Below are 22,798 nucleotides of genomic sequence, written 5' to 3'. Positions count from 1 at the left end.
AATCACAATATATGATCTAACAATTTTTTGTAAATTATTTAAAATAAATTTTATTATGTTTTAATCTATTGGTTTTGAAATATGAAAATAAATAAAACAAATTCTGAAAAGTTTAATGTTCTAGGCATAGATGTAGGTGGAACTTTCACAGACCTAATATACGTTAACAAAAAAAATAATTTTATAGAATTTGCAAAAGTTCCAACATCATCAGAAAATCAGGCCTTTGGAGTTATGAATGCAATCAAGAAGGCTGAACTTGACTTAGAAAAAGTAAAGTTAATTGTTCATGGAACTACTACTACTACCAATGCTTTATTAGAGCGAAAGTTATCTAAGACTGGTTTTATTACAACTAAAGGCTTTAGAGATGTGATCGAATTAGGTAGGAGAACTAGACCTAATTCTTATGGCATGTTAGGAAAATTTGTTCCAATAATACCCAGAGACTTACGTTATGAAGTTAATGAAAGAATTAATGCTAGTGGAAAAGTTATTAAGTCACTTTCAGAAATTGAAATAATTAATGCTACTAAAAAACTTCTAAAATTGGGTTGTGAGTCTATTGTTATTCATTTTCTTCACTCCTATGCTAACAACCAACATGAACTTATGGCCTTAGAAATAATTTCAAAAATATGGCCTAATAATTATATAACAATGGGCCATTCATTACTCTCTGAAAATAGAGAATATGAAAGAGGTGTTACAGCAGCGATTAATGCTAGTGTTCAACCTATACTAGAAAAATATCTTAATAAATTAGAAAAAGAACTTGTTTCGAATGGATATACTGGTGAATTACTTGTTATGAATGGTAATGGCGGCACTATTTCGTCAAAATTAGTAGTTGAAGAGGCAGCAAAAACAGTAATGTCTGGACCTGCTTCTGGTGTCATTGCTGCTGCGCATACTGGAAAATCCTCTGGAATTAATAATATTATTACATATGATATGGGTGGAACTTCAACTGATGTGGCTCTAATTATTGGAAATGAGCCATCTGTTTCTAGTGATTTAGAGGTTGAATATGCTATGCCCGTTCACGTTCCTATGGTGGATGTAAGAACAGTAGGAGCCGGTGGCGGTTCAATAGCTAAATTAAATTTGGCGGGTTTACTAGAAGTGGGTCCAGAAAGTGCTGGTTCTAAACCTGGTCCCATTTGTTATGGTAATGGTGGAACTTTACCAACTATTTCGGATGCAAATCTTCTTCTTGGTCGATTGAATATATCTAAAATAATTTCAGAGAAAAAAAATGTCTCTTTAAATGAAATTAAAAATATTTTTAATTCTGCTTTGGGCGAAGGACTAGGGCTTGATGAAGTTCAAACTGCTCAAGCAGTTGTAAAAATTGCTAATACAAAAATGGCAGGTGCTATAAGAATGGTTTCCATTTCACTTGGTGTTGACCCAAGGGATTTCACTTTATTCGCTTTTGGAGGTGCTGGTCCATTACATGCTAGTTCTTTGGCAAAAGAACTGGGTATCCCAAAAGTATTAGTACCAGCTCGACCAGGAATTACGAATGCACTAGGTTGTGTTATTGCTGATTTAAGACAAGATTTTACTAAGACTTTAAATATTCCTGTTGAAAAAGTTAATGTTGTTGATTTACATACTATCTTTAAAAAACAAAAAGAAAGAGGAGAAGAGTTAATCAAAAAACAAGGTCTTGAACTCACAAAAATCAGTTCAAGTTTCAGTCTTGATATGCAATTTATTGGTCAAACCCACATTTTAAGAATTAATCTAGATGATTCAAAACCAGATTTAAAATATATACAAAAAAGTTTTGAAGATGCCTATTTAATAAGATTTAAAGTTGAACTCCCTCAGATCAAAGCAAATATAGTTAATATCAACACTACGGTTCAAGGCCATAAAATTCCTTTAGACCTTGCATTATTAAATAATATATCTGGAAAAGTGGATGAAGCAGAAGATGCTATATTAGAATATAGAGAAGTTTTCTTTAAGGATAAATTTTTAAATACACCAATTTATTCTAGAGACAAATTACCATTTCAATTTAAAATTAAAGGGCCTGCAATAATTGAACAAATGGATACGACAACCTTAATAGAGCCAAATGATGAGGCCTATGGGGATGATTTAGGCAATATATTTATTGAGGTAGGTGATTTTTAATGGGTATAGATAAAATAACACTATCTGTTATTCAAGCAGGCCTTCAACAGGTTTGTGATGAAATGGATTTAACGTTTTCTCGTGCAGCTTTTTCTCCAGTTATTTCAGAAGCAAATGACCGTTCAGATGGTATTTATGCCGCTGAAAGTGGTGACCTTATTGCCCAAGGAATTGGAGGGTTGCCCGTCTTTGTTGGTACTATGGAGTATTCTACAAGAGAGCTTATTAGGTTAATAAACGAAGGCAAAGTAGATAAACCTAATCAGGATGACATTTACATTGTTAACGATCCTTACCTTGGAGGAACACACTTAATGGACGTAAGGTTTGTAAAACCTTATTTTAGAAAAGGTAAAATTTTTTGTTGGTTATCTAATACTGGACATTGGCCTGATATTGGTGGAAGTGTCCCAGGTGGGTTTTCAGCTTCTGCGACAGCTGTAGAACAAGAAGGTTTAAGGCTACCTCCAGTCAAACTTTTTAAAAAAGGTAAACTTGACAATGAAATTTACTCAATTATTTGCTCTAATATTCGTGTTGCCGACCAAAGAATTGGCGACGTAAAAGCTCAAGAAGCCGCTCTCTTAGTTGGTGAAGAACGTCTAAATATACTCTTAGACAAATATGGTGATGATGTTGTAGAAAAAAGTATAGTTGAGTTAAGAAATGCAGCTTCAGATCAAATGAAGTCAATGATACAAGAAATACCTGATGGTATTTACAAATCTTCTGCATGGGTTGACTCTGATGGGGTAGTTAACGAACCTCTAGAAATTAAATTATCAATTACCAAAAAAGAAGAAGAATTAGAATTTGATTTTTCTGGTTCATCTAAGCCATGTAAGGGCCCAATGAACTCTGTTTTAGCTACTACTTTAAGTTCTGTTTACTTAGCTATGAGACACATTTTCCCAGAAGTTCCTATAAATGGTGGTGCTTTTATTCCTCTTAAAGTTAAAAGACCATTAAACACATTTTTAGATGCTCATTATCCAAGACCTGTTTCTGGTTGTGCAGCAGAGGTTTCACAAAGAATTGCTGAAGCAGTGTTTATCGCATTAGTTGAAGTCCTTCCATCAAGGGTCACTGCAGCACCCGCAGGTACAAGTGGAAATTTTGCTTTGGGTGGTTTTAATGAAGATGCAAATAGCGACTTTGTTATGTATCAATTATCTGGTGGGGGGTATGGCGGTAATTCTGATCACGATGGCCTTGCTAATGGATGTTCAACTATAGGCATATCCAAAGCTCCACCTGTAGAGATAATGGAACAAAAATTTCCAGTTTTGTATCACCATTACGCTCTTCATGAAGGTTCAGGAGGCGCAGGCAAACAAAGAGGTGGTTTTGGTTTAGATTATAAGTTAGAGATTTTATGTAATAATGCTCAAGCAAGTTTTGTAATGGATCATGGCAGATTTGGCCCTCAAGGAGCTATGGGAGGCCAGGATGGTCAAGTTAACATTGTTAATGTCGAGCAATCAAAAAAAGTTTACACCCCTGTTCATTTGTCTAAAGAGCAGGATATTCAGCTAAAAAAAGGTGACACAGTTCATGTAAAAACACCTGGAGGCGGAGGTTATGGCCTTCCATTTGAAAGAGATGAGCTGTTGGTATTAAAAGATGTCATAGAAAAAAAATATTCTATAGAAGAAGCAATTCAACTTTTTGGAGTATATGTTAACGAAAAAGATTACGAAATTAATCAAAAAGAAACAAAACTTTTGCGAAAAAATAAAAAAATATTATAGAGTAATGCTAGATAGAATTTATTAAGTCTAAATTTTGGAGATAGTTATATGTTAGGTTTGATGCAGGATCATCCTTTGTTAATTTCAAGTATTTTTGAACATGCCGTTAGAAACTATGGAAAACAAGAGATTGTATCTAATACAGTTGAGGGTGGCATTCATAGATATAATTATTCAGATTGGGGTAAAAGAACTAAGAAATTAGCTAATGCTCTAAAATTATTAAATCTGCAACAAGGTGATAAAGTTGGAACTTTAGCATGGAATGGTTATAGACACTTAGAAATATATTACGCAACTTCTTGTAGTGGGCTTATATGTCACACACTTAATCCTAGGTTACACCCTGACCAAGTTTCCTATATTGTTAACCACGCAGAAGACAAAGTTTTATGTGTTGATTTGAATATTTTACCATTGATAGAAAAAGCATCTGTAAACTTTAAAACAGTTGAAGCCATAGTGGTCATGACTGACGCTAAGAATATGGTAAAACCTAAAATCAAAGATGATATAAAAGTAATATGTTATGAGGATTTTATTAAAGATGAAACTGACCAATTTATTTGGCCACAATTAGATGAGAAAACCGCTTCATCCTTATGCTACACCTCTGGAACAACAGGTAATCCAAAAGGTGTTCTTTATTCACATAGATCTACAGTTCTTCATGCTTATGGTATGAACTTAAAAGATGTAGTCCCGTACGGAGCTAAAGACGTAGTGCTCCCAGTTGTTCCAATGTTTCATGTTAATGCCTGGGGCACACCCTATGCGGCGCCAATGTGTGGCACTAAAATAGTTTTTCCTGGTGCGAAGCTAGATGGTGAAAGCTTAACTGATCTTATGAACGCAGAAAAGGTAACTATTTCCCTTGGTGTTCCTACTATTTGGCTTTTATTATTAAATCACTTAAGGGATTCTGGCAAAAAAATAGATACAGTTAAAAGACTGGTTATAGGTGGATCTTCTTGTCCAAGAACATTGTTTGAAGGATTTGAAGATGAATTTGGAGCAGAGGTAATTCATGCATGGGGCATGACAGAAATGAGCCCACTTGGAACTGTAAATATGCCCGCATTAGCTGAAGAGCCTAAAAATAGGACTGAATATTATGATCAAAAAATTCCACAAGGTAGAACTATTTTTGGTCATCAAATGAAATTAGTTGATGATGAAGGCAACGATTTACCAGAAGACGGGGAGACTCAAGGCAGACTGCTATCAAAAGGATTTTGGGTTTTAAAGGAATATTATAATGATACTTCTGAAAAGGATAGATTTCTTGAAGGAGAGTGGTTTGATACAGGTGATGTTGCGAAAATAGATGAGAATGGATTTATGACTATTACCGACAGAACAAAAGATATTATTAAATCTGGTGGTGAATGGATAAGTTCTATCGATCTAGAAAATATATGCGTTGGTCATCCAGAGGTCGCTAACGCTGCTGTTATTTCTGTTCCCCACGAAAAATGGGAAGAAAGACCTATTCTAATTGTTCAATCTATGCCTGAAAAATCGCCATCAAAGGATGATATTTTAAAAATATACGAAGGTAAAATTGCCAAATGGATGATACCTGACGATGTGATTTTTACAGATTTAATTCCTTTAGGAGCTACAGGTAAAATCTTAAAAAACAAATTAAGAGATCAATTTGGTGGTCATAGAATAAGTTGACAGAAAAAACTTATTTTAACTTAAATTTTCCAGTTGAATAATCTAATGAAACTTGAATGTTACCTTCGTTTAAGAGCCACGGTCTAACGGTGAAATTTCTTGCGCCTGATTGATGCATTGGATCGGAAGCAGCAATTTGCTTTGCATGATCAAGAGAGTTTGCTCTAATTATCACCATTCCTTCTCCATTCCAATCGATTTCATTATCTTCCCAAAATGGACCAGCTCCAAACATGACCCCATTTTTTTCGAGAGAAACTTGGAACTTTAAGTGTTCTTCTAAGTTTTCCATAACGGCTTTCATTCCATTTTCAGGTTTTGTGAAAACGACATATAAATCTTTATTAAGCATTTCACTTGATGCGTTTAGAACATCTTGTTTTGTAACCTTTGGAACGCTCATCTTATTCTCCTTTATAAAGTATCAATTTTATTCGTTTATAAAAATTTTAAATCCATTAAGTTGATCTTTGATAAAATTTATTGTTTGCTCATCAATTAACTTACCTGTTTCATCAAACTTCGTTTTAGCAAATGTTACAAATATTTCATTTTTATTCATAACTCGTGCATTTAAAAACACAAGGATTTGACGAAGATGGTATTGAACTCTAGCTCCTCCAAGTGGTCCTAAAGAAGCGGATTGTATACAAACGGGTTTTTTGTCAAGTGGTTGGTTAGGTAGTCTGGAAATCCAATCAATACAATTTTTTAAATAACCAGGCACTGAAAAATTATATTCTGGCGTTATAAAAATAACCCCATCTGCATTTTTAATTTTATCTCCAATTTCTAAAAGTGCCGAAGGCCAATCATTTTCAGAATGATCGTCAGTATTATACATTGGTAGCAAGTTAAAATCAGAGAATATCTCAAAATTAAAATCATTTTTCCCAATCTCAATTAGATTAGATGCTAGAAATTTGTTGTATGATTTCTTCCTTAGGCTACCACCTATTATAAAAATATTTTTTTTCATCTTTTAAATCTCCACTTGTTATGAAATATTGAACTTATTTCGATTTTCTTTTTATTAAATAACTTAATTTACCTTGCATCTTCTTTTCCAGGAACCTCTATTATAAGTAACTCCGCATCACTTAGTGCGTCTAGTTTAACAAACTTTTCTTCTGACAAGGCAAGACCATCTCCTTTTTGTGCTATGTTTCCACTTATATTTATTGTTCCTTCAGATATTAAAATATATGCTTTGCCAATAATATTATGTATTATTTGGTCACCTTCATTAAGTCGGCCAGCATAAATTCTAGCATCTTGATTTATATTTAGTGGTGCTTTTTTATCTCCAGATACTAGTAATGGTAAAGATTTTGTAGCCGCTTGTTTTGGAAATTCAGCCATGCCCCAATCAGGTTTAATACCAGTTGTTTTGGGCTTTATCCAAATTTGATAAATATTTGTTTCTTCATCTTCTAAGTTAAATTCAGAATGCAATATTCCAGTTCCAGCGCTCATAACTTGAACATTTCCAGCAGTTGTCCTGCCTTCATTTCCTTTATTATCTTTATGAGTAATAGCGCCTTTGCGGACATAGGTTATAATTTCCATATCCTTGTGAGGATGTGTGTCAAAACCTGTATGTGGTTGAATTCTGTCGTCATTTATTACTAGTAACTCACCATGACACATTTTCTCTGGATTGTGATAATTAGCAAAGCTAAAATGATGCTTGGCATTAAGCCATCCATGATTGACACCTCCAAGATCTGCAAATGCGTAACTTGTGATCATGATTTATCTCCTATAATCATAAATTCAGCTGTTAGTTAGACAATGAAAAGAATGCGGCAAGGCGTGTCTGTATTCCAAAGATCAAAGAGTTACAAACAACTTTCATCAACCATTTAATCATTTCTTTCTATTATCAAGAGAATAATTACCTGCACCATTAACTACTAAAATTAAAAAACCACCTGCTATAGCAATATTTTTCATAAACATTATCATCTCAATTTGATTGCTAAAGTCTGAATGAAATATCAAACCTGACAATATGCAGAAACCTGCTAGGAGAAAAGCTGCTATTTTAGTTTTCCAACCAACTATAACTGCAACAGCAGCAAATATTTCAAAAATAATCACTAATGGCAAAAGAGAACCAGAAACGCCCATGGCTTCCATCCAACCAGAAGTATTTGAGTAATTACCAACTTTATTTAAACCAGACATTAAAAACATAAAAGAAATTAACAAACGTCCAATAGGAGCACTAGTAATGTTTATAATGGAGGTAATTGTATTGATTTTTGACATGAATATAACCTTTCTTAAATTTAGAATATTAAATAAGTTAATGATTAAAATCACACGCTTTAATTTAATATTCTAAGTTAATGATTTTGTTTTATTAATTTTTTTTAGTTTTATTAGCTTCGTAATTTTCTTTTTTTTTCAGATAATCTTCTTCACTAAGTGCGTGCCATCCAATACATTTACCTGTAGGTGATCTGCCGCAACCACATTTGTTTTCTTCTGTCATACATATCTCCATAAATTAATATTTACATTAGTGATATATTATTGATTTAAAGATGTTAATATGCTTAAAAGTTATTTTATTGATAACCTGAGGATAGCAATATATGATTTTTCAAAATAGTTTTGATATTATGATGGAGGTCTCTAAGCATAAAAGTTTTACTAAAGCAGCCTCTAAATTAGGAATTTCTGGAGCAGCAGTAAGTAAGCAGATAAAAATTTTAGAAGATCGTTTGCAATTAGTTTTATTTAATAGGACTACCAGAGTAGTAACGTTAACTGACGCCGGAGAGCAATTATTTGAAACTCTAAACAGAAGTGAAGATGAAATAAAAGCGGTTATAAGAAAAATTACACATGGATTAGAGCAACCTACAGGCAAATTAAGAATTAATGCACCTATGGCATTTGGAGAAAGGTTTTTAGTTGAAGTTATAACGAATTATGCAAAGAAATATCCAGAAGTTATCCTTGATATTGATTTTGACGATAAACAAATAAACATAATTGAAGAAGGTTATGATCTTGTTATTCGTATAGGAAAATTAGATGATTCAGGTTTGATTGCGCGGCGAATTTGTGATTTTCCTGCACATGTTTGTGCTAGCCCAAGCTTAATTGAAAAATATGGTATGCCTTCAAAACCTGATGATTTAAAAAAAATCCCTTCAGTTGTTTATAAAAACTATAAAAACTCCAACCTTACCTTTAAAAACAAAAAAACTAATGAAGAAACTACAATTAATACAAATCCCGTTATTTATACTAATACTTTAGAACTACTGTTAAATAGTACTATAAAAGGTATAGGTTTATGCAGAATACCAGACGTTTTTTGTAAAGATAAAATTAAAACAGGAGAGTTATTAGCCCTACTTCCTGACCATATTATGGTTCCAGACAGGGGGGTATATGCAATTTATCCAGATAGAAGATACCTCCCAATGAAAGTAAAATTATTTATAGATGCTATTAATAGCCACCTTAGATCTGGAGCTATATAGTTTACTCCATATGCCTTCTCGCAATTAAAGATCCTCCGTCAACAGGAATTATTGAACCTGTTATATAAGAGCTCGCTTTTGAAGATAAAAAAATAGATGCACCTGCCATATCTTCAGGAACGCCAATTCTTCCCCTGGGAACTGAAGATTTTATTTGTTCTCCATATTCTTCAAGAGTGTGGGCCATCATATTACTCTCAAAAGGTCCAGGCGCAATAGCATTAACGTTTATATTTCGGTTTGCTAATCTATTAGCTAAAACTTTTGTAAGTTGATGAACTGCCGCTTTGGATGCGGGATAAGAGTATGTCTCAGCTCTTGGAATTCCAAGGCCATCTATGGATCCAATATTTATAATTCTTGAAGGATCAGACGTGCTTGCTGACGTCTCTAATATATCAACTAATTTTTGAGTAAGAAAAAAAACAGACTTAACATTAGTGTCCATAACCTTATCCCAACCGATCTCTGGAAAGTCATCAAATGAAGCACCCCAAGCTGCTCCTGCATTATTTACTAAAATATTAAGTTTGGTTTCTTTATCTTTAATTTTAGTAACTAATTTATCCATTTCGTTCATGTCAGTTAAGTCTGCAGGTATGGAAATACATTCTCCATACTTTGAGAGTTCTTTTGCTTTTTTATCGCAAGGGTCTGATTTTCTTGAAGAGATATATGTTTTTACTCCATTACGAACAAAACCTTCAGCTATCATTGCACCAATACCTCTTGATCCACCCGTAACCAGTGCTATTTTACCGTTTAAATTGAATAAGTTTTCCATATTTTCCCTAAATGTTAATTATATAAATTATTAGTTGTGATTCTATTTAACATGATAAATAGTAGAAAAGATTATCATATTTAATTTTCTTTTAAAATAATTTTGGAGCGTTAATAATTACTTATTATGAATACTATCGATCAAGAGTTAATTAATGTTAGAGCAGACGAAAAGCTAGATCTCAATAAATTAAAAACCTACCTAAAAAACGAATTGGATTACAGCTTTGATAATCTCGAAATATTACAATTTTCTGGTGGCCACGCTAATTTAACCTACTTATTACAATTAGATAATAAAGAGTACGTTTTGAGAAGGCCCCCTCTTGGTCCGATTGCTCCATCTTCACATGATATGTTAAGAGAATATAAGGTCCAGTCTCAAATAAATAGTAAATTTCCCCTTGCTCCTAAGAGTTTATATTTCTGCGATGATGAGAGTATTATAGGTTCTAAGTTCCATATTATTGAAAGAAGAAATGGTTATGTAATAAGAAAAAAAATGCATGATCATATTGCTAATTCAAAAGAGAATGTTAGAAAAATAAGTTTTAGAATGATTGATATTCTAGCTGACTTGCATAAGGTTAATCCAAATCAAGTTGGGCTAGGTGACTTGGGAAAACCAGAAGGGTTTGCATTAAGGCAACTAAATGGCTGGGAAGACAGGTGGAAAAAGTCTACTGAGAATGAAAATTTAAAATCTAGGTTTGATAAATTAACGTCATATTTGAGGTTAAACCTACCACAGTCTAAGGTTGTTACTATTTTACATAATGATTTTAAATTAGACAATATTATGTGGAGTAATATAGATCCGTTTGACCCAGTAGCCGTTTTTGATTGGGATATGTGTACGAGAGGAGACCCTTTAATGGATGTTGGTCATATGTTAAATTATTGGATTGATGAAAATGATAATGAAGAATGTAAGTTTATAACCTCTATGCCAACTGATAATATACTATACCCAACTAGGAAAGAGATAATAGATTATTATTCAAATAGAACTGGTTTTGATTTAGAAAATATAAATTGGTATTATGCTTTCGGTGCATTTAAATTAGCAGTCATACTTCAGCAAATTTATATAAGATATTTAAAAGGACAAACAAAAGATAAAAGATTTTCTACGTTTGGGAATAGAGTAGAAGCCTTAATAAATAGAGCAAATAACGTCTTTCATTTTTAACGAATATTTAATAAAGGAAAAATAATGAATTTTGAACATTCAGATAAAGTTAAGAAACTTCAAGAAAAACTATCCATTTTTATGAATGAACACGTATATCACAACGAAGATGTTTATAAAAAACAAGTTGAGGAAGGAGGAAGGTGGTGCATACCTCCAATAATGGAAGAGTTAAAAGCTAAAGCAAAATCTGAAGGTTTATGGAATTTGTTTTTACCAGACAGTGACCTAGGAGCTGGGCTTACAAATACGGAATATGCTCCTTTATGTGAAATTATGGGGCGTTCTCCTATAGGTGCAGAAGTTTTTAACTGTTCTGCACCTGACACAGGAAATATGGAAGTTTTAGTAAGGTATGGAACTGATCAACAAAAGAAAGAGTGGTTAACTCCTTTACTAAACGGAGAAATTCGCTCTTCTTTTGCGATGACTGAACCTGATGTCGCTTCCTCTGATGCATCAAACATACAAGGTTCTATTACCAGAGAAGGTGATGATTATATAATTAATGCAACTAAATGGTGGACGTCAGGTGCAATGGATCCGAGATGTAAAATTATGATTTTCATGGGCAAGACTGATACTAAGGCAGATAAATATAAACAGCAATCTATGATATTAGTTCCGTTTGATACACCTGGTGTAAAGGTTTTAAGGCATCTTCCAGTTTTCGGTTATGACCATGCTCCACATGGTCACGCTGAAGTTCAATTTACCAACGTTAAGGTTCCTTCTTCAAATATACTTTTAGGTGAAGGAAGAGGGTTTGAGATAGCTCAGGGTAGACTAGGTCCGGGTAGAATTCATCATTGTATGAGACTTATTGGGCAAGCTGAGAGAGCATTGGAGCTTATGGTTAACAGAGCAAAGTCAAGAGTAGCTTTTGGCAAGCCCATATCACAACAGGGAGTTGTCATGCACGACATTGCAGAAAGTAGAGCTGAAATTGAACAAGCTCGTCTTTTAGTTCTTAAGACTGCTCATATGATGGACACGGTTGGTAATAAAATTGCTAGAAAAGAAATATCTATGATTAAAGTTATTGCGCCAAACATGGCGACTAGAGTTATTGATAGAGCTATTCAAGTTCATGGTGGAGGGGGCGTCACGTCAGATTTCCCTTTATCTTATGCATATGGATACGCAAGAGCATTAAGATTAGCTGATGGTCCTGACGAAGTTCACAGAATGAGCGTTGCTAAATTAGAGTTAAGGGACAAAAATTAGGAAAAATCCTAATTATATTAATTATATGAATAAAACACATTTGGAAACCTTTAGGGGTCTAATTAATCAATTTGACCTTGATTTAAATTATAATATGAAATTGTCTTCTCTTGATAAAGTACTAGAAGATTCAATGTCCTTTTTATCGTCTTTATATGAAAAAAAAATAAATATTGATATTGATACAGGCTCTTTATTAAATTATTCAAAAATAAAAGTAGATAGTTTTAATACTATCTATGTTGTTTCTGACTTGTCTCAAAATGAAGATAATGACTTAATTATTAAAAAAAGCCTTTATTTATCTAAGGATATTAATTTTGAAAAAGATCAATTAATTATTAGTAAGCAATACGTAGTTAAAAAAATTAACTTAAATGATATGACCTTTATTACAACTAATACTCAAAAGGGTATATATTCAGCATATAAAGGAATAGTTAAAAAAGAAGATTGTGATCAAATGGCACATATGAATGTACAATTTTATTTTGGCAAACATTCAGATGCTATTAAAAACTTATTTAATGAAATATCTAGTAATTTAAAGCAAAAGGTTTGTTTTGAAATAGAAAATGAACGTTGTATATTTAGTAAAGAAGTTCATTTAAATTGTTCTTTAGAAATAGTTTTAAATTTAAAATCTATAAGCAAAAATAAGTTAATATTATTAAACAAAGTGTTTTGTATAGATAATAAAAATGTGTCTGCATATTTTGAAATGACAATCTCACTAAACATATCTGAAAAAATTAAAGAAGTTATAAATAAAATTTTTACGTCAAATAACACTACATATTTGAATGAACTAGAATTTAAAAATTTAAGACTATTAGAAGGTAATAGACCAACTAAAAAAATTGACAACACTGCTTTTATGACATGTAAAAAAGCAGTCAATACCTGGGATTTAGATTATTCACAAATGGGGTCTAGTCAGTTTAAGGTTGGGTGTGTTTCTGATGCAGCCACACATCTTTTTACTTATTGTGGAGCCGATTATAACTGGAGGTCTAAATACAATATTGGTTCAGCTGCGTTGGATTACTCTGTTAGATATTATAAAACAGCTCCTCTAGGAATGGCAGTAACAATGTATACTAACTTTACTAAAATTGGGAACAAATCTCTAAAATTCATTCATCATATGATTGACGACACATCTGGAGAATTAGTCATGGATATAGAAATAGTTGCAGTTCTTTTTGATTTAGAAAAAAGAAAATCCATGGAAGTTCCTCACGATTTTAGAAAAAAAGCAGAGAGAATACTGCTTACAAATTAGAGGCGCTTAAAAGTTTAAATCTATCTCTATGATAGTCACTATCACCCATTAAATGGTCTATCATTATAAGTCTTTTTGCATAGTGTGAAGCTGAATACTCCCATGTCATTGCAATACCACCATGTAATTGAATAGTTTCTTCTGCAACTAATTTACCAACTCTACCAACTAAATTTTTAGCAGCTGAAATATTTTTATCTCGAGTTTTTTCATCAGATCGGTAAGTTGATGAAGCTAACATCACTGCTGATTTCACTTGTTCAATTTCAAGCATCATATCAACCATTCTATGTTGAATGCTTTGAAAAGAACCTATTGATTTCCCAAATTGATTTCTGGTTTTTAAATAATCTAAAGTTAAGTTGAAACAAGTTTCCATAATACCTAAAGCTTCAGCGGAGAGTGCCAGAGCGCCTGCAGAGTTAGCTTTAATGATGCAGCTCAGCGCTTCATTATCTCTAGCTATAAGTTCTGCTTTTGTAGTATCAAAAATTAGTTCAGATGCTCTATACCCATCAACAGTATTATAAGATCTGTTTTTTATTTGATCGTTATCTACTAAAAATAATCCAATTCCAGCTTTGTCGTTTACATCCCCATCAATCCTAGCTGAAACAATTACTTTGTTTGCAGTATCGCCATTAATAACAAAGGATTTCGTACCATTAAGACACCATTTATTATCTTTTAATGAAGCACTATTTTCTATAAAACTATCTTCATATCGGTTATTCATCTCTGTATGTGCAAATGCAATTAATAGCTTACCTTCTACAATCTGGTTGATTAAATCTAAATTAGGGTTACTTACTGAGGATAAAATAGTACTCGACAACACTCCTGACGCTAGAAATGGTTCTACGCATAAAGATTTTCCAATTAACTCAAATATTATTGAAATGTCATCACCGTCACCACCTAACCCTCCAAATTTAGGTAAAACTAGGGCACTTATAATGCCAAGTTCTGCGCTTTCTTTCCAAAAATTTTTACAAAATCCTTCTGGTAAATTTACATTTTCGTTGCGCTTATTTATATTTTGGTAATTGCTTTCAAAAAACCTAGCCACTGTTTCTTGAAGCATTTTTCTTTCTTCAGATAATGAAAAATCCATATTATGCCCTATAATCCAAACGATGCTTTAGCAACTATATTTTTTTGGATTTCGTTAGATCCTCCATATATAGATATTTTACGCATATTAAAGTATTGCTTTGCAATTGGGCCTGCATAGTCTGGGCCAATTGGCATTTCATTCCATCCTTCATCAAATTGCTCTGGTAAATAAGGTAAAGCTTGAGGTCCAAGTGCTTTTCTAAGAAGTTCAGTTGTTTTTTGTCTGACTAATGTACCTTTTATTTTTAAAAGAGAACTCTCCATTCCTGGTGCTTTACCTTCTGCAGCAGCACTAACAGTTCTTATATTGAAGATTTCCATTGCCAGAAGATCAATTTCAAGCTCCGCAACTTCAGAAGAAAAAACTGGGTCCTCAATAAGAGGTTTTCCATTTTTAAGAGATTTTTTTGAAATTACTTTTAAATGATTTAATGCTGATTTTGAATATGGTACTCCTGCAATTCCCGTTCTCTCAAAGGTCAATAGATATTTAGCATAAGTCCAGCCTTCATTTTCTTTTCCAACTATATTTTTTTTAGGAACCTTTACATCTGTAAACCAAACTTCATTAACTTCATGTTCTCCATCAAGAGTAACAATGGGTTTTACTTCTATGCCAGGTGTATCCATGTCTATTAGTAAAAAAGAAATACCAAGCTGTGGTTTCGCTTCCAGATCTGTTTTTACTAAGCAGAAAATTTTATCAGCATGATGACCAAGAGTAGTCCATGTTTTTTGTCCATTAACAAGATAATGATCGCCTTTATCAATTGCTGTAGTCTTTAAACTTGCAAGATCAGATCCAGCTCCAGGTTCAGAGTAACCTTGGGCCCACCAGTCTTCATTATTTAATATTCTAGGAAGATAATATTTTTTTTGTTCTTCTGAACCAAATTCAATTAACACAGGTCCAAGCATATTTACTCCAAATGGAATAATTCTTGGAGCAGATGCTTTAATTATTTCTTCTTCAAAAATATGTTTTTCAATCGCATTCCATCCAGTACCTCCATATTCCACAGGCCAATGCCACGCTAACCACCCCTTAGCACTCAAATTTTTCATAAAAATTTCATAGTCTTCTTTTGTTAACCTTTGATATTTTTTAACTTTTTCGGATAATGACTTTGGAAGTGTTTGATTAAGCCATTCTTTTACTTCTAAACGAAAATTTTCTTCTTTTTCTGAGTACTCAAAATTCATAATTTATTACCATTCAGTTTAATGTTTTTTTAGTATATAATTTAAAGTATATCTTATAATTAAAATTATCAATAATAGCAAAGGTTAACATGTTAATTAACAAAGTTAAAACAGATTTCTCAGAAATGTTATGTGATGTTTTTAATGGTGCTACAATTATGCTTGGTGGTTTTGGTGAGGCTGGAAGTCCAATTGAATTGATACACGCTTTAATTGATCATGGTGCAAAAGATTTAACAATTATTGCTAACAACTCTGGAAATGGTAGAGTAGGACTAGGAGCATTAATAGGTCAAAGGCAAGTAAAAAAAGTTATTTGTTCATTTGCAAAGTCAGCTAAAGCTATAACTTTTCCTGAATTATACAATAACGGTGAAATAGAATTAGAGGTTGTACCTCAAGGAACTTTAGCTGAAAGAATTAGAGCAGCAGGATCAGGCATACCTGCTTTTTATACAGCAACCGCAGTAGGAACTCCGTTAGCGAAAGGAAAAGAAGAAAAAGTTTTTAACAACAAAAAATACATTTTAGAAGAAGCTCTTTCCGCTGACTTTGCTTTTATAAAAGCTGATGTGGCTGACAGATATGGAAACTTGACGTTTAATAAAACGGCTAGAAATTTTAATCCAATAATGTGCATGGCAGCTAAGCAATCTTTAATTCAGACCAAAAAAATTATAGAACCAGATGAAACCAATCCTGAGCATGTAATTACCCCAGGCATTTTCGTACAAAAAATCATCCAAGTTGAAAATCCAATTATTGAGTCAAATGCAATTGAGGGAGGTATTATATATCCATGATAAATCCAGACTTGAAAAATGTTATTAAAGGATGGGATAGGAATTCTATTGCGTCAAAAATTGCTAATGATTTACCACATGCTTCTTATGTTAACCTTGGCATAGGAATGCCCGAACTTGTTTCACAGCATATTAAAGAAGATCGTGAAATTATTTATCACTCTGAAAATGGTTTGTTGGGAATGGGGCCTACACCAAATGAAAACGAAATTGATTTAGATTTAATTAATGCAGGCAAAAAACCAGTTACGATTTTGCCTGGTGGAAGTTTTTGCCATCATGCAGACAGTTTTTCTATGATAAGAGGAGGTCATATAGATTATTGCGTCCTTGGTGCTATGGAAGTTTCTATAAATGGAGACCTTGCCAATTGGTCTACAGGTAAAGGGATTCCAGCTGTGGGTGGCGCTATGGATTTGGTTGCAGGTGCAAAAAATGTTTTTGTTATGACACAACATATTACAAAAGAAGGTAAGCCTAAATTGGTTCAAACCTGTACATTACCTCTCACAGGTGCAGGTGTAGTATCAAGAGTTTATTCTGATTACGCCGTAATAGATATAACAAAAGAAGGCTTTAAAGTTATTGATATTAACCAGAATATTTCAATGGAGTTTTTACAAAATATCACTGATGGAAAAGTTTATCAGTAGATAAATTAATCAGTGTAAATCACCTGGTCACTATTAATAAAATCTAGAGCTTTTTGAGAAATTTTAAGACCTTCAGATACTTCTTTATCCATAGCATTTTCAACTTCAACTATTCTTTGTAATTTATTTATAACTTCATCAATTTCATCAAAAGGAACTACAGCTACTCCGTCTGTATCAGCTACAACTATATCACCGCTGTTAACAGTTTTCCCTCCAATGTCAATAGAGTAGCCAATTTTTGCAGGGCCACTATTATATGGCGAGTTTGGGTTTAAACCTGTGCAGAAACAGTCCAAGCCAGTTTCAATAATTCCATTTAAATCTCTCATTGGACCATCTGTTACAAGTCCTTTGCCACCGTTATTTCTAATCATTCCTGCAATACGGTCACCAACTGCTGCTGTCCCCTGAAATCCATTTACACAATTTACAACTATATCTCCTTCTTGAATTTCACTTAAAGCTATTGCCATACCAAGCACATCTGCCGCTCCAGAAAAAACAGTAAGCGCTGGACCTACTATATGATTTACAGTCTTACCAGGTATCGATAATGGTTTAATCGCTGGATCTAAGGCTGCGTAACCACTTAAAGCATCACAAATAAAGCTAGTGGGGATATCTTTGAAAGAATCAATTTGTTTTTGAGAAGGTCTATTTCTACTTGTAGATTTTTTAATCTGTATCAATGGAGGATTTTCAATCATTAATTAATCTTTCTAGGTTGTATAATTAATTTTATTACTATTATTTTAAATATTATTATTTTAAAAAATAACATGTTAAACATATAACATTATTATATTTATGGAGAAAGTTTTGTCTAGTCTGGTTGATAAATACCCAAGAGTTAGTGATATGGTTGGTGTTGCAAAAAGAAGAATGCCACATTTTGCTGCGGAGTATTTATTTGCAGGGACTGGGTATGATGAAGCGTTAGAGAATAACAGAAAAGCATTTAATGAAGTTTTCTTAGTCCCTCAATACCTTAAAGGTACCGTAAATCCTAATTTAAAAACAAAATTGTTTGGTTATGAATATGATGCACCTTTTGGAATGGCACCAGTTGGGATGACAAGTTTAATGTGGCCTGGTGCTGAAATAGCACTTTCCAAAATGTCTGTAAAAAATAATATACCTTTTTCTTTATCCACTGTGTCTTGCACTTCTGTTGAAGAAGTTGGAAAGCATTTAGATGGAAATGGGTGGTTTCAACTTTATCCACCAGCTGATAAAGCAATTAGGAATGACTTACTAAAAAGAGCTAAAGACTCTGGTTTTAAAAATCTTATAATTACTGCTGATATACCAGCTTCTAGTAGGAGGGAAAGACTAAGAATGGCAGGCGTTTCTGTACCTCCTAAAAATAACTTGAGAACTTTTTTTCAAGCAGCAATTTGTCCATCTTGGTCAATAGGAACCTTAATAAATGGTATTCCTGCTTTTGGCACCATGGATCAATATAGTGATGGTAGTTGGCATGGTAATGCTAAATCCAAAGCTGGATTTGCTGGAAGTCAAATGCAACGTTATTTAGATTGGGATTATTTAAAAGAAGTTCGTGATATTTGGAAAGGTCCAATTATTTTAAAAGGATTAATGGATATTGAAGATGCAATTAAAACAACTAAATTTGTTGATGCTATATATCTTTCAAATCATGGTGGTCGTCAACTAGACATAGCGCCAAGTACATTGCAAATTTTACCTGAAATAAGGAAAAAAGTTGGATCTAAGTTTCCAATTATTATTGATTTAGGTTTTTATTCAGGACAAGATATTTGTAAAGGATTAATGCTTGGTGCAGATTTTGTTATGACTGGCAGACCTTTTATTATTGGATTAGCTGCATTAGGTGCTAAAGGAGCTAATCATGTTCACGATATTTTAAAAGATGAACTATCAAATATTATGGAACAAGTATGTGCTGAAAACGTTAAGGAACTAAAAAATCAAAAAGTTGTTTTAGGTAACAATTTTAAATTAAATAATTTAAATTGAATGTTAAAGTGCACTAAAGCGTTTACCAGGTAGAACCATTTCTGAACCTGTTTTTATATGAAGTAAAGCAGGTAGGTTGTTTTTCTTAGCCCATTTAGTAGCTTCAACAAAAATATCATAAAAGTCTTCAGTGTTGTCTACCGAATATCCTTGACCACCCATGGATTTAGCTAAATCGGCAAAATTAGGATTAACTAAGCCAGTATGTTTATATTTTCCTTTATAGTTTTTATGTTGATGCATCCTAATAGTTCCATACATCTCATTGTCAATAACCAAAACAATAACTGCAGCATTATATTGAACTGCTGTTGCAAACTCATTTTCAGTCATTTGAAAACAACCATCACCTGCAAGGGCAATTACCATTTGATCAGGAAAACGTAATTTAGCAGCTATGGCAGCAGGGAGTCCGTATCCCATCGAACCTGAAATAGGCGCAAGTTGAGTTCTAAGCTTAGTAAACCTAAATAATCTATGCCCCCAAACAGCATAATTACCTGCACCATTTGTAATTATAGTATTAGGTTCTATGTCTTTTCTTAATGTTCTAAATGCCGATGTGAGATCAACACCTGAATTTGGAGCCTCAAGTGGCATATCACCCCAATCAATATAATCTTCATGAGCTTGATTTGCTTTTTCTTCTTTTATAGGTGATGGTTTAGTGTTTAGCCCTTTTAGGGCATTATTTAAAGCACTTACAAAATCTATTGGGTTAGATACAATCCCGAGATGAGGGTTATATATTCTTCCAATTTCTTCGGGACCTGGGTGAATGTGAACTATTTTTTTATCATGTTCTGGAATACCAAACAGAGAAAATCCTTGTGAAGGGTTTTCACTTAATCGGGCTCCCAGCAATACAATATAGTCACTTTCATTTATGCGATTAATTAATTTCGGATTTACCCCTAACCCTAGATCTCCACCATAGTTTTTATGTAAATTATTAAAAAGACTTTGTCTTCTGTGAGATGTTAAAATTGATAATCCAAGCATTTCAGAAATAGAAGCTAGATCTTTTTCTGCTTCTTCAGACCATATAGATCCACCCAGAACAAGAACAGGGTTTTCCGCAGCTTTAATTTCTTCAATAAACTGTGCTAAATCTTTAGTTGAAGGAGCCGAAGAAACTTGATCAATGAAACTTGTTGCTTTTTCATCAGTTTTTTCTGTAAGCATATTCTCAGGCAAGGCTATTATTACAGGCCCAGGTCTACCTGACATAGCTGTGTGATAAGCGCGTGATACAATTTCAGGTAATCTCTCAGCTTGTTGAACTTCAACAACTAATTTTGCCATACCTCCAAAAAATTGTTGATAATCTACCTCTTGAAACGCATCACGACCATACATTTCTTTACCAATTTGTCCTACAAAAAGTATCATAGGAGTACTGTCTTGTTGTGCAATATGAATACCTGCAGCGGCATTCGTAGCTCCAGGTCCTCTTGTTACGAAAGCAATGCCTGGTCTACCAGTAAGCTTTCCATCTGCTTCGGCCATTATAGAGGCTGCACCCTCATGTTTGCATAAAATAGTTTCTATTGAGGTTTCTTGAAGACCATTCATCACTGACAAATAACTTTCACCTGGCACACAGAAGACTCTATCTACTTTTTGATTTTCTAATAACTCTACTAGTAAAGATCCGGCTTCTTTCATTTTTCAATCCTTAAATTTTTTTAAATAGGGGGAATTTATAGGTATCATATTCTCAGTTATTGGTAAAACTAGTTCATTTAGTAAATGAGAAGATAAAGTTTTACCATGTCTATCTAATCTTAATGAACTATTTACACCACCACCAAGTGCATTTTGTATTACAAAATTTAGAGCTTTCAATCCAGGTAATTCATACCTATCCACTTTTGTCGCTCCTAAATGTTTAAATATATTTAAAACAGCCTCTTCTGTTGCCAAAGAATTTATTAATTGCCACCCATTATCTAAATATGCAATTAGTGAGATATTTGATACATCTCCTTTATCACCAGCTCTTGCATGAGCAATTGCATGAACAGGTAAATTTATTTTTTTCATAAATACCTCAATTATATTTTTATAAGATTCTAATTTTTATATTTGGATCTACCAACTGTCTATTTACAAGAATAGATGCCGTAGAGGATTGAGCTGTAACATACGCTCGAGCACCACCACCTGCAGCTGGTCCACAACAATATAAAGATAGAACTTCATCGATCATTTGTTGAGCTTGCTCTTTATGAGGGTATATTGCAGATGTTCTTACTCTATAGTCTCCATCATTTGTAAGTTCATATGAAGGGGTCTCATCCATAGAGAAATGAACAGAACCAGCACCAATTATTTCAGTACGTATTTGACCTTGTAAACCTAAAGTTTGCACTCTTTCATTTATTACATTACCAGCAAGTTTAGCTCTAGCAAGGGCGTTTGGACCTGCATAACTGATTTCAGCTTCTCCCATAAATCCATTGTCACTACAAATAGTTGCTTTTAATTTTTCAGGAGGTTTTCTTCCAGCTCCACCTTTAACAAGAATTCTGTTAATACCATCATCTTCTAATATTAAGTTAGTCATGTCAGCGGTTACATCAGGTACTAAATAACTAGACGGATCATGTGTCTCATATAATAACTGTTCTGTTACTGTGGCTTTGCTAACTAAACCTCCTGTTCCTTCAGGTTTAGTTATTACAAATGATCCATCTTCACTAAACTCTGCTATTGGAAAACCAACATTCGCAAGATCAGGAACATCTTTAAAGCCTGGATCAGCAAAGTAGGCGCCTGTAACTTGAGCACCACATTCTAAAAGATGGCCACATATAGTTCCAGATCCAATTAAGTTAAGTTCATTTGCTTTCCATTTAAACTCATATAACAAAGGACCTAAAGCTAGCGCGCTATCAACTGTTCTACCAACCACAACTATATCTACATTTTTTTCTAATGCGTCTGCTATTGGTTGAGCGCCAAGATATACATTGGCGGCAGTTATTTTATTGTTAGAAAAGTCTAACCCTTCAACAGTAGGACTACTTAATATTTCATCATTGGACATGTACTCTAATAAGTCATCACCTATAATAACTCCAATTTTAGGAGGCCTGATATTTTGTTTTTTTGCAATTTCAAGTATTCTTTTGGCAGCACCCAGTGGATTTGCAGCACCAATATTTGATATAATCTTGATATTGTTTTCAAGACAATCGTCTAATATAGGTGTTATGTATGAATCCAAAAACGGAGAATATCCTTCTTCTGGATTTTTGATTCTAAATTGCTGGGCAATTGCTAAAGTTCTTTCAGCAAGTACTTCAAACATTAAATATTTTGGTGCTGTTATTTTTTTAAATTCTTTAACGATTGGAATGGACGCGTCAAATCTATCACCAGAAAACCCTGCACCACATCCTATATATACTTTTTTGGTCATAATATTTTATTCTAAGT

Annotated in this window: 22 protein-coding genes; 10 read left to right on the top strand and 12 right to left on the bottom strand. The window is 33.2% G+C overall.

All coding sequences use genetic code 11. The features are described 5' to 3' along the window. Positions 1 to 81: 81 nt before the first annotated feature. From ABXT66_RS06780 to ABXT66_RS06770, 3 genes are read left to right on the top strand one after another with little or no spacing between them, the layout of a single operon-like run. Complete coding sequence (locus ABXT66_RS06780; RefSeq protein WP_443642731.1) at positions 82 to 2,151, top strand: hydantoinase/oxoprolinase family protein; 2,070 nt, start codon at positions 82 to 84, stop codon at positions 2,149 to 2,151. Beyond that, entirely contained in the window at positions 2,151 to 3,902 is a 1,752-nt protein-coding gene (locus ABXT66_RS06775) for a hydantoinase B/oxoprolinase family protein (RefSeq protein WP_443642730.1), read from the top strand. Before ABXT66_RS06780 ends, ABXT66_RS06775 begins: the two co-directional genes overlap by 1 nt. A 48-nt stretch (positions 3,903 to 3,950) precedes the next feature. Further along, entirely contained in the window at positions 3,951 to 5,585 is a 1,635-nt protein-coding gene (locus tag ABXT66_RS06770) for a long-chain-fatty-acid--CoA ligase (RefSeq protein ID WP_443642729.1), read from the top strand. A gap of 10 nt (positions 5,586 to 5,595) precedes the next feature. Here ABXT66_RS06770 and ABXT66_RS06765 read toward each other — a convergent pair whose 3' ends face one another. The 5 genes from ABXT66_RS06765 to ABXT66_RS06745 all read right to left on the bottom strand — a co-directional run bounded on the left by ABXT66_RS06765 (position 5,596) and on the right by ABXT66_RS06745 (position 8,085). After that, the gene (locus ABXT66_RS06765; RefSeq protein ID WP_443642728.1) at positions 5,596 to 5,988 is read right to left on the bottom strand and encodes a YciI family protein; all 393 of its coding nucleotides are present in this window, start codon (positions 5,986 to 5,988) and stop codon (positions 5,596 to 5,598) included. A 27-nt stretch (positions 5,989 to 6,015) separates the two neighbouring features. Beyond that, positions 6,016 to 6,564, bottom strand: coding sequence for an NADPH-dependent FMN reductase (locus tag ABXT66_RS06760; protein ID WP_443642727.1), 549 nt, complete (start codon positions 6,562 to 6,564; stop codon positions 6,016 to 6,018). A 68-nt stretch (positions 6,565 to 6,632) separates the two neighbouring features. After that, a complete protein-coding gene (locus ABXT66_RS06755) occupies positions 6,633 to 7,337 on the bottom strand; it encodes a pirin family protein (RefSeq protein ID WP_443642726.1) in 705 nt (234 codons plus the stop codon). A 117-nt stretch (positions 7,338 to 7,454) separates the two neighbouring features. Then, positions 7,455 to 7,859 (bottom strand): DoxX family protein, encoded by a 405-nt coding sequence (locus ABXT66_RS06750; protein WP_443642725.1) that lies wholly within the window; start codon positions 7,857 to 7,859, stop codon positions 7,455 to 7,457. Between the two features lie 94 nt (positions 7,860 to 7,953). Beyond that, positions 7,954 to 8,085, bottom strand: coding sequence for a hypothetical protein (locus ABXT66_RS06745; RefSeq protein ID WP_443642724.1), 132 nt, complete (start codon positions 8,083 to 8,085; stop codon positions 7,954 to 7,956). Positions 8,086 to 8,188: 103 nt separating this feature from the next. Between ABXT66_RS06745 and ABXT66_RS06740 the strand changes: the two genes are divergently transcribed. Further along, positions 8,189 to 9,088 carry a LysR substrate-binding domain-containing protein gene (locus ABXT66_RS06740; RefSeq protein ID WP_443642723.1) on the top strand — a complete coding sequence of 300 codons (900 nt, stop codon included), beginning with the start codon at positions 8,189 to 8,191 and terminating at the stop codon, positions 9,086 to 9,088. Position 9,089: 1 nt separating this feature from the next. Here ABXT66_RS06740 and ABXT66_RS06735 read toward each other — a convergent pair whose 3' ends face one another. Continuing rightward, complete coding sequence (locus tag ABXT66_RS06735; RefSeq protein ID WP_443642722.1) at positions 9,090 to 9,872, bottom strand: SDR family oxidoreductase; 783 nt, start codon at positions 9,870 to 9,872, stop codon at positions 9,090 to 9,092. Between the two features lie 126 nt (positions 9,873 to 9,998). Here ABXT66_RS06735 and ABXT66_RS06730 point away from each other — a divergent pair, with 126 nt between their 5' ends. Genes ABXT66_RS06730 through ABXT66_RS06720 form a run of 3 tightly spaced genes read left to right on the top strand, consistent with a single transcriptional unit; the run spans position 9,999 to position 13,575 of the window. Next, entirely contained in the window at positions 9,999 to 11,063 is a 1,065-nt protein-coding gene (locus ABXT66_RS06730) for a phosphotransferase family protein (protein WP_443642721.1), read from the top strand. Positions 11,064 to 11,087: 24 nt separating this feature from the next. Then, positions 11,088 to 12,290: an acyl-CoA dehydrogenase family protein gene (locus tag ABXT66_RS06725; RefSeq protein WP_443642720.1), complete on the top strand. Its 1,203-nt coding sequence runs from the start codon at positions 11,088 to 11,090 to the stop codon at positions 12,288 to 12,290. Between the two features lie 25 nt (positions 12,291 to 12,315). Next, on the top strand, positions 12,316 to 13,575 hold the full coding sequence (locus ABXT66_RS06720) for an acyl-CoA thioesterase (protein WP_443642719.1): 1,260 nt from the start codon (positions 12,316 to 12,318) through the stop codon (positions 13,573 to 13,575). On the opposite strand, the gene ABXT66_RS06715 is transcribed toward ABXT66_RS06720, so the two are convergent. Together ABXT66_RS06715 and ABXT66_RS06710 are read right to left on the bottom strand one after the other, a co-directional pair. Then, positions 13,565 to 14,689: an acyl-CoA dehydrogenase family protein gene (locus tag ABXT66_RS06715; protein WP_443642718.1), complete on the bottom strand. Its 1,125-nt coding sequence runs from the start codon at positions 14,687 to 14,689 to the stop codon at positions 13,565 to 13,567. The two genes, ABXT66_RS06720 and ABXT66_RS06715, sit on opposite strands and share 11 nt — an antisense overlap. Before the next feature lie 8 nt (positions 14,690 to 14,697). After that, entirely contained in the window at positions 14,698 to 15,894 is a 1,197-nt protein-coding gene (locus tag ABXT66_RS06710) for an acyl-CoA dehydrogenase family protein (RefSeq protein ID WP_443642717.1), read from the bottom strand. A gap of 89 nt (positions 15,895 to 15,983) precedes the next feature. On the opposite strand from ABXT66_RS06710, the gene ABXT66_RS06705 reads away from it, so the two are divergent. Both ABXT66_RS06705 and ABXT66_RS06700 read left to right on the top strand, forming a co-directional pair. After that, the gene (locus tag ABXT66_RS06705) at positions 15,984 to 16,697 is read left to right on the top strand and encodes a 3-oxoacid CoA-transferase subunit A (protein ID WP_443642716.1); all 714 of its coding nucleotides are present in this window, start codon (positions 15,984 to 15,986) and stop codon (positions 16,695 to 16,697) included. Continuing rightward, the gene (locus ABXT66_RS06700) at positions 16,694 to 17,350 is read left to right on the top strand and encodes a 3-oxoacid CoA-transferase subunit B (RefSeq protein ID WP_443642715.1); all 657 of its coding nucleotides are present in this window, start codon (positions 16,694 to 16,696) and stop codon (positions 17,348 to 17,350) included. The genes ABXT66_RS06705 and ABXT66_RS06700 overlap by 4 nt, the downstream gene beginning before the upstream one ends. A gap of 5 nt (positions 17,351 to 17,355) precedes the next feature. Here ABXT66_RS06700 and ABXT66_RS06695 read toward each other — a convergent pair whose 3' ends face one another. After that, positions 17,356 to 18,060 (bottom strand): RraA family protein, encoded by a 705-nt coding sequence (locus tag ABXT66_RS06695; protein ID WP_443642714.1) that lies wholly within the window; start codon positions 18,058 to 18,060, stop codon positions 17,356 to 17,358. Between the two features lie 112 nt (positions 18,061 to 18,172). Between ABXT66_RS06695 and ABXT66_RS06690 the strand changes: the two genes are divergently transcribed. Then, positions 18,173 to 19,354: an alpha-hydroxy acid oxidase gene (locus tag ABXT66_RS06690; protein WP_443642713.1), complete on the top strand. Its 1,182-nt coding sequence runs from the start codon at positions 18,173 to 18,175 to the stop codon at positions 19,352 to 19,354. A gap of 3 nt (positions 19,355 to 19,357) precedes the next feature. On the opposite strand, the gene ABXT66_RS06685 is transcribed toward ABXT66_RS06690, so the two are convergent. The 3 genes from ABXT66_RS06685 to ABXT66_RS06675 are packed head-to-tail and all read right to left on the bottom strand — an operon-like array spanning position 19,358 to position 22,781. After that, complete coding sequence (locus ABXT66_RS06685; protein WP_443642712.1) at positions 19,358 to 21,022, bottom strand: thiamine pyrophosphate-dependent enzyme; 1,665 nt, start codon at positions 21,020 to 21,022, stop codon at positions 19,358 to 19,360. A 3-nt stretch (positions 21,023 to 21,025) separates the two neighbouring features. Next, complete coding sequence (locus ABXT66_RS06680; protein ID WP_443642711.1) at positions 21,026 to 21,400, bottom strand: AtuA-related protein; 375 nt, start codon at positions 21,398 to 21,400, stop codon at positions 21,026 to 21,028. A 19-nt stretch (positions 21,401 to 21,419) separates the two neighbouring features. After that, on the bottom strand, positions 21,420 to 22,781 hold the full coding sequence (locus ABXT66_RS06675; RefSeq protein WP_443642710.1) for an acyclic terpene utilization AtuA family protein: 1,362 nt from the start codon (positions 22,779 to 22,781) through the stop codon (positions 21,420 to 21,422). Positions 22,782 to 22,798: the final 17 nt, after the last annotated feature.

This window comes from Candidatus Levibacter sp. Uisw_134_01 (assembly GCF_047717795.1).
Taxonomy (GTDB): domain Bacteria; phylum Pseudomonadota; class Alphaproteobacteria; order Puniceispirillales; family Marisalimonadaceae; genus Marisalimonas.
This window is presented reverse-complemented; position numbering and strand designations above follow the sequence as displayed.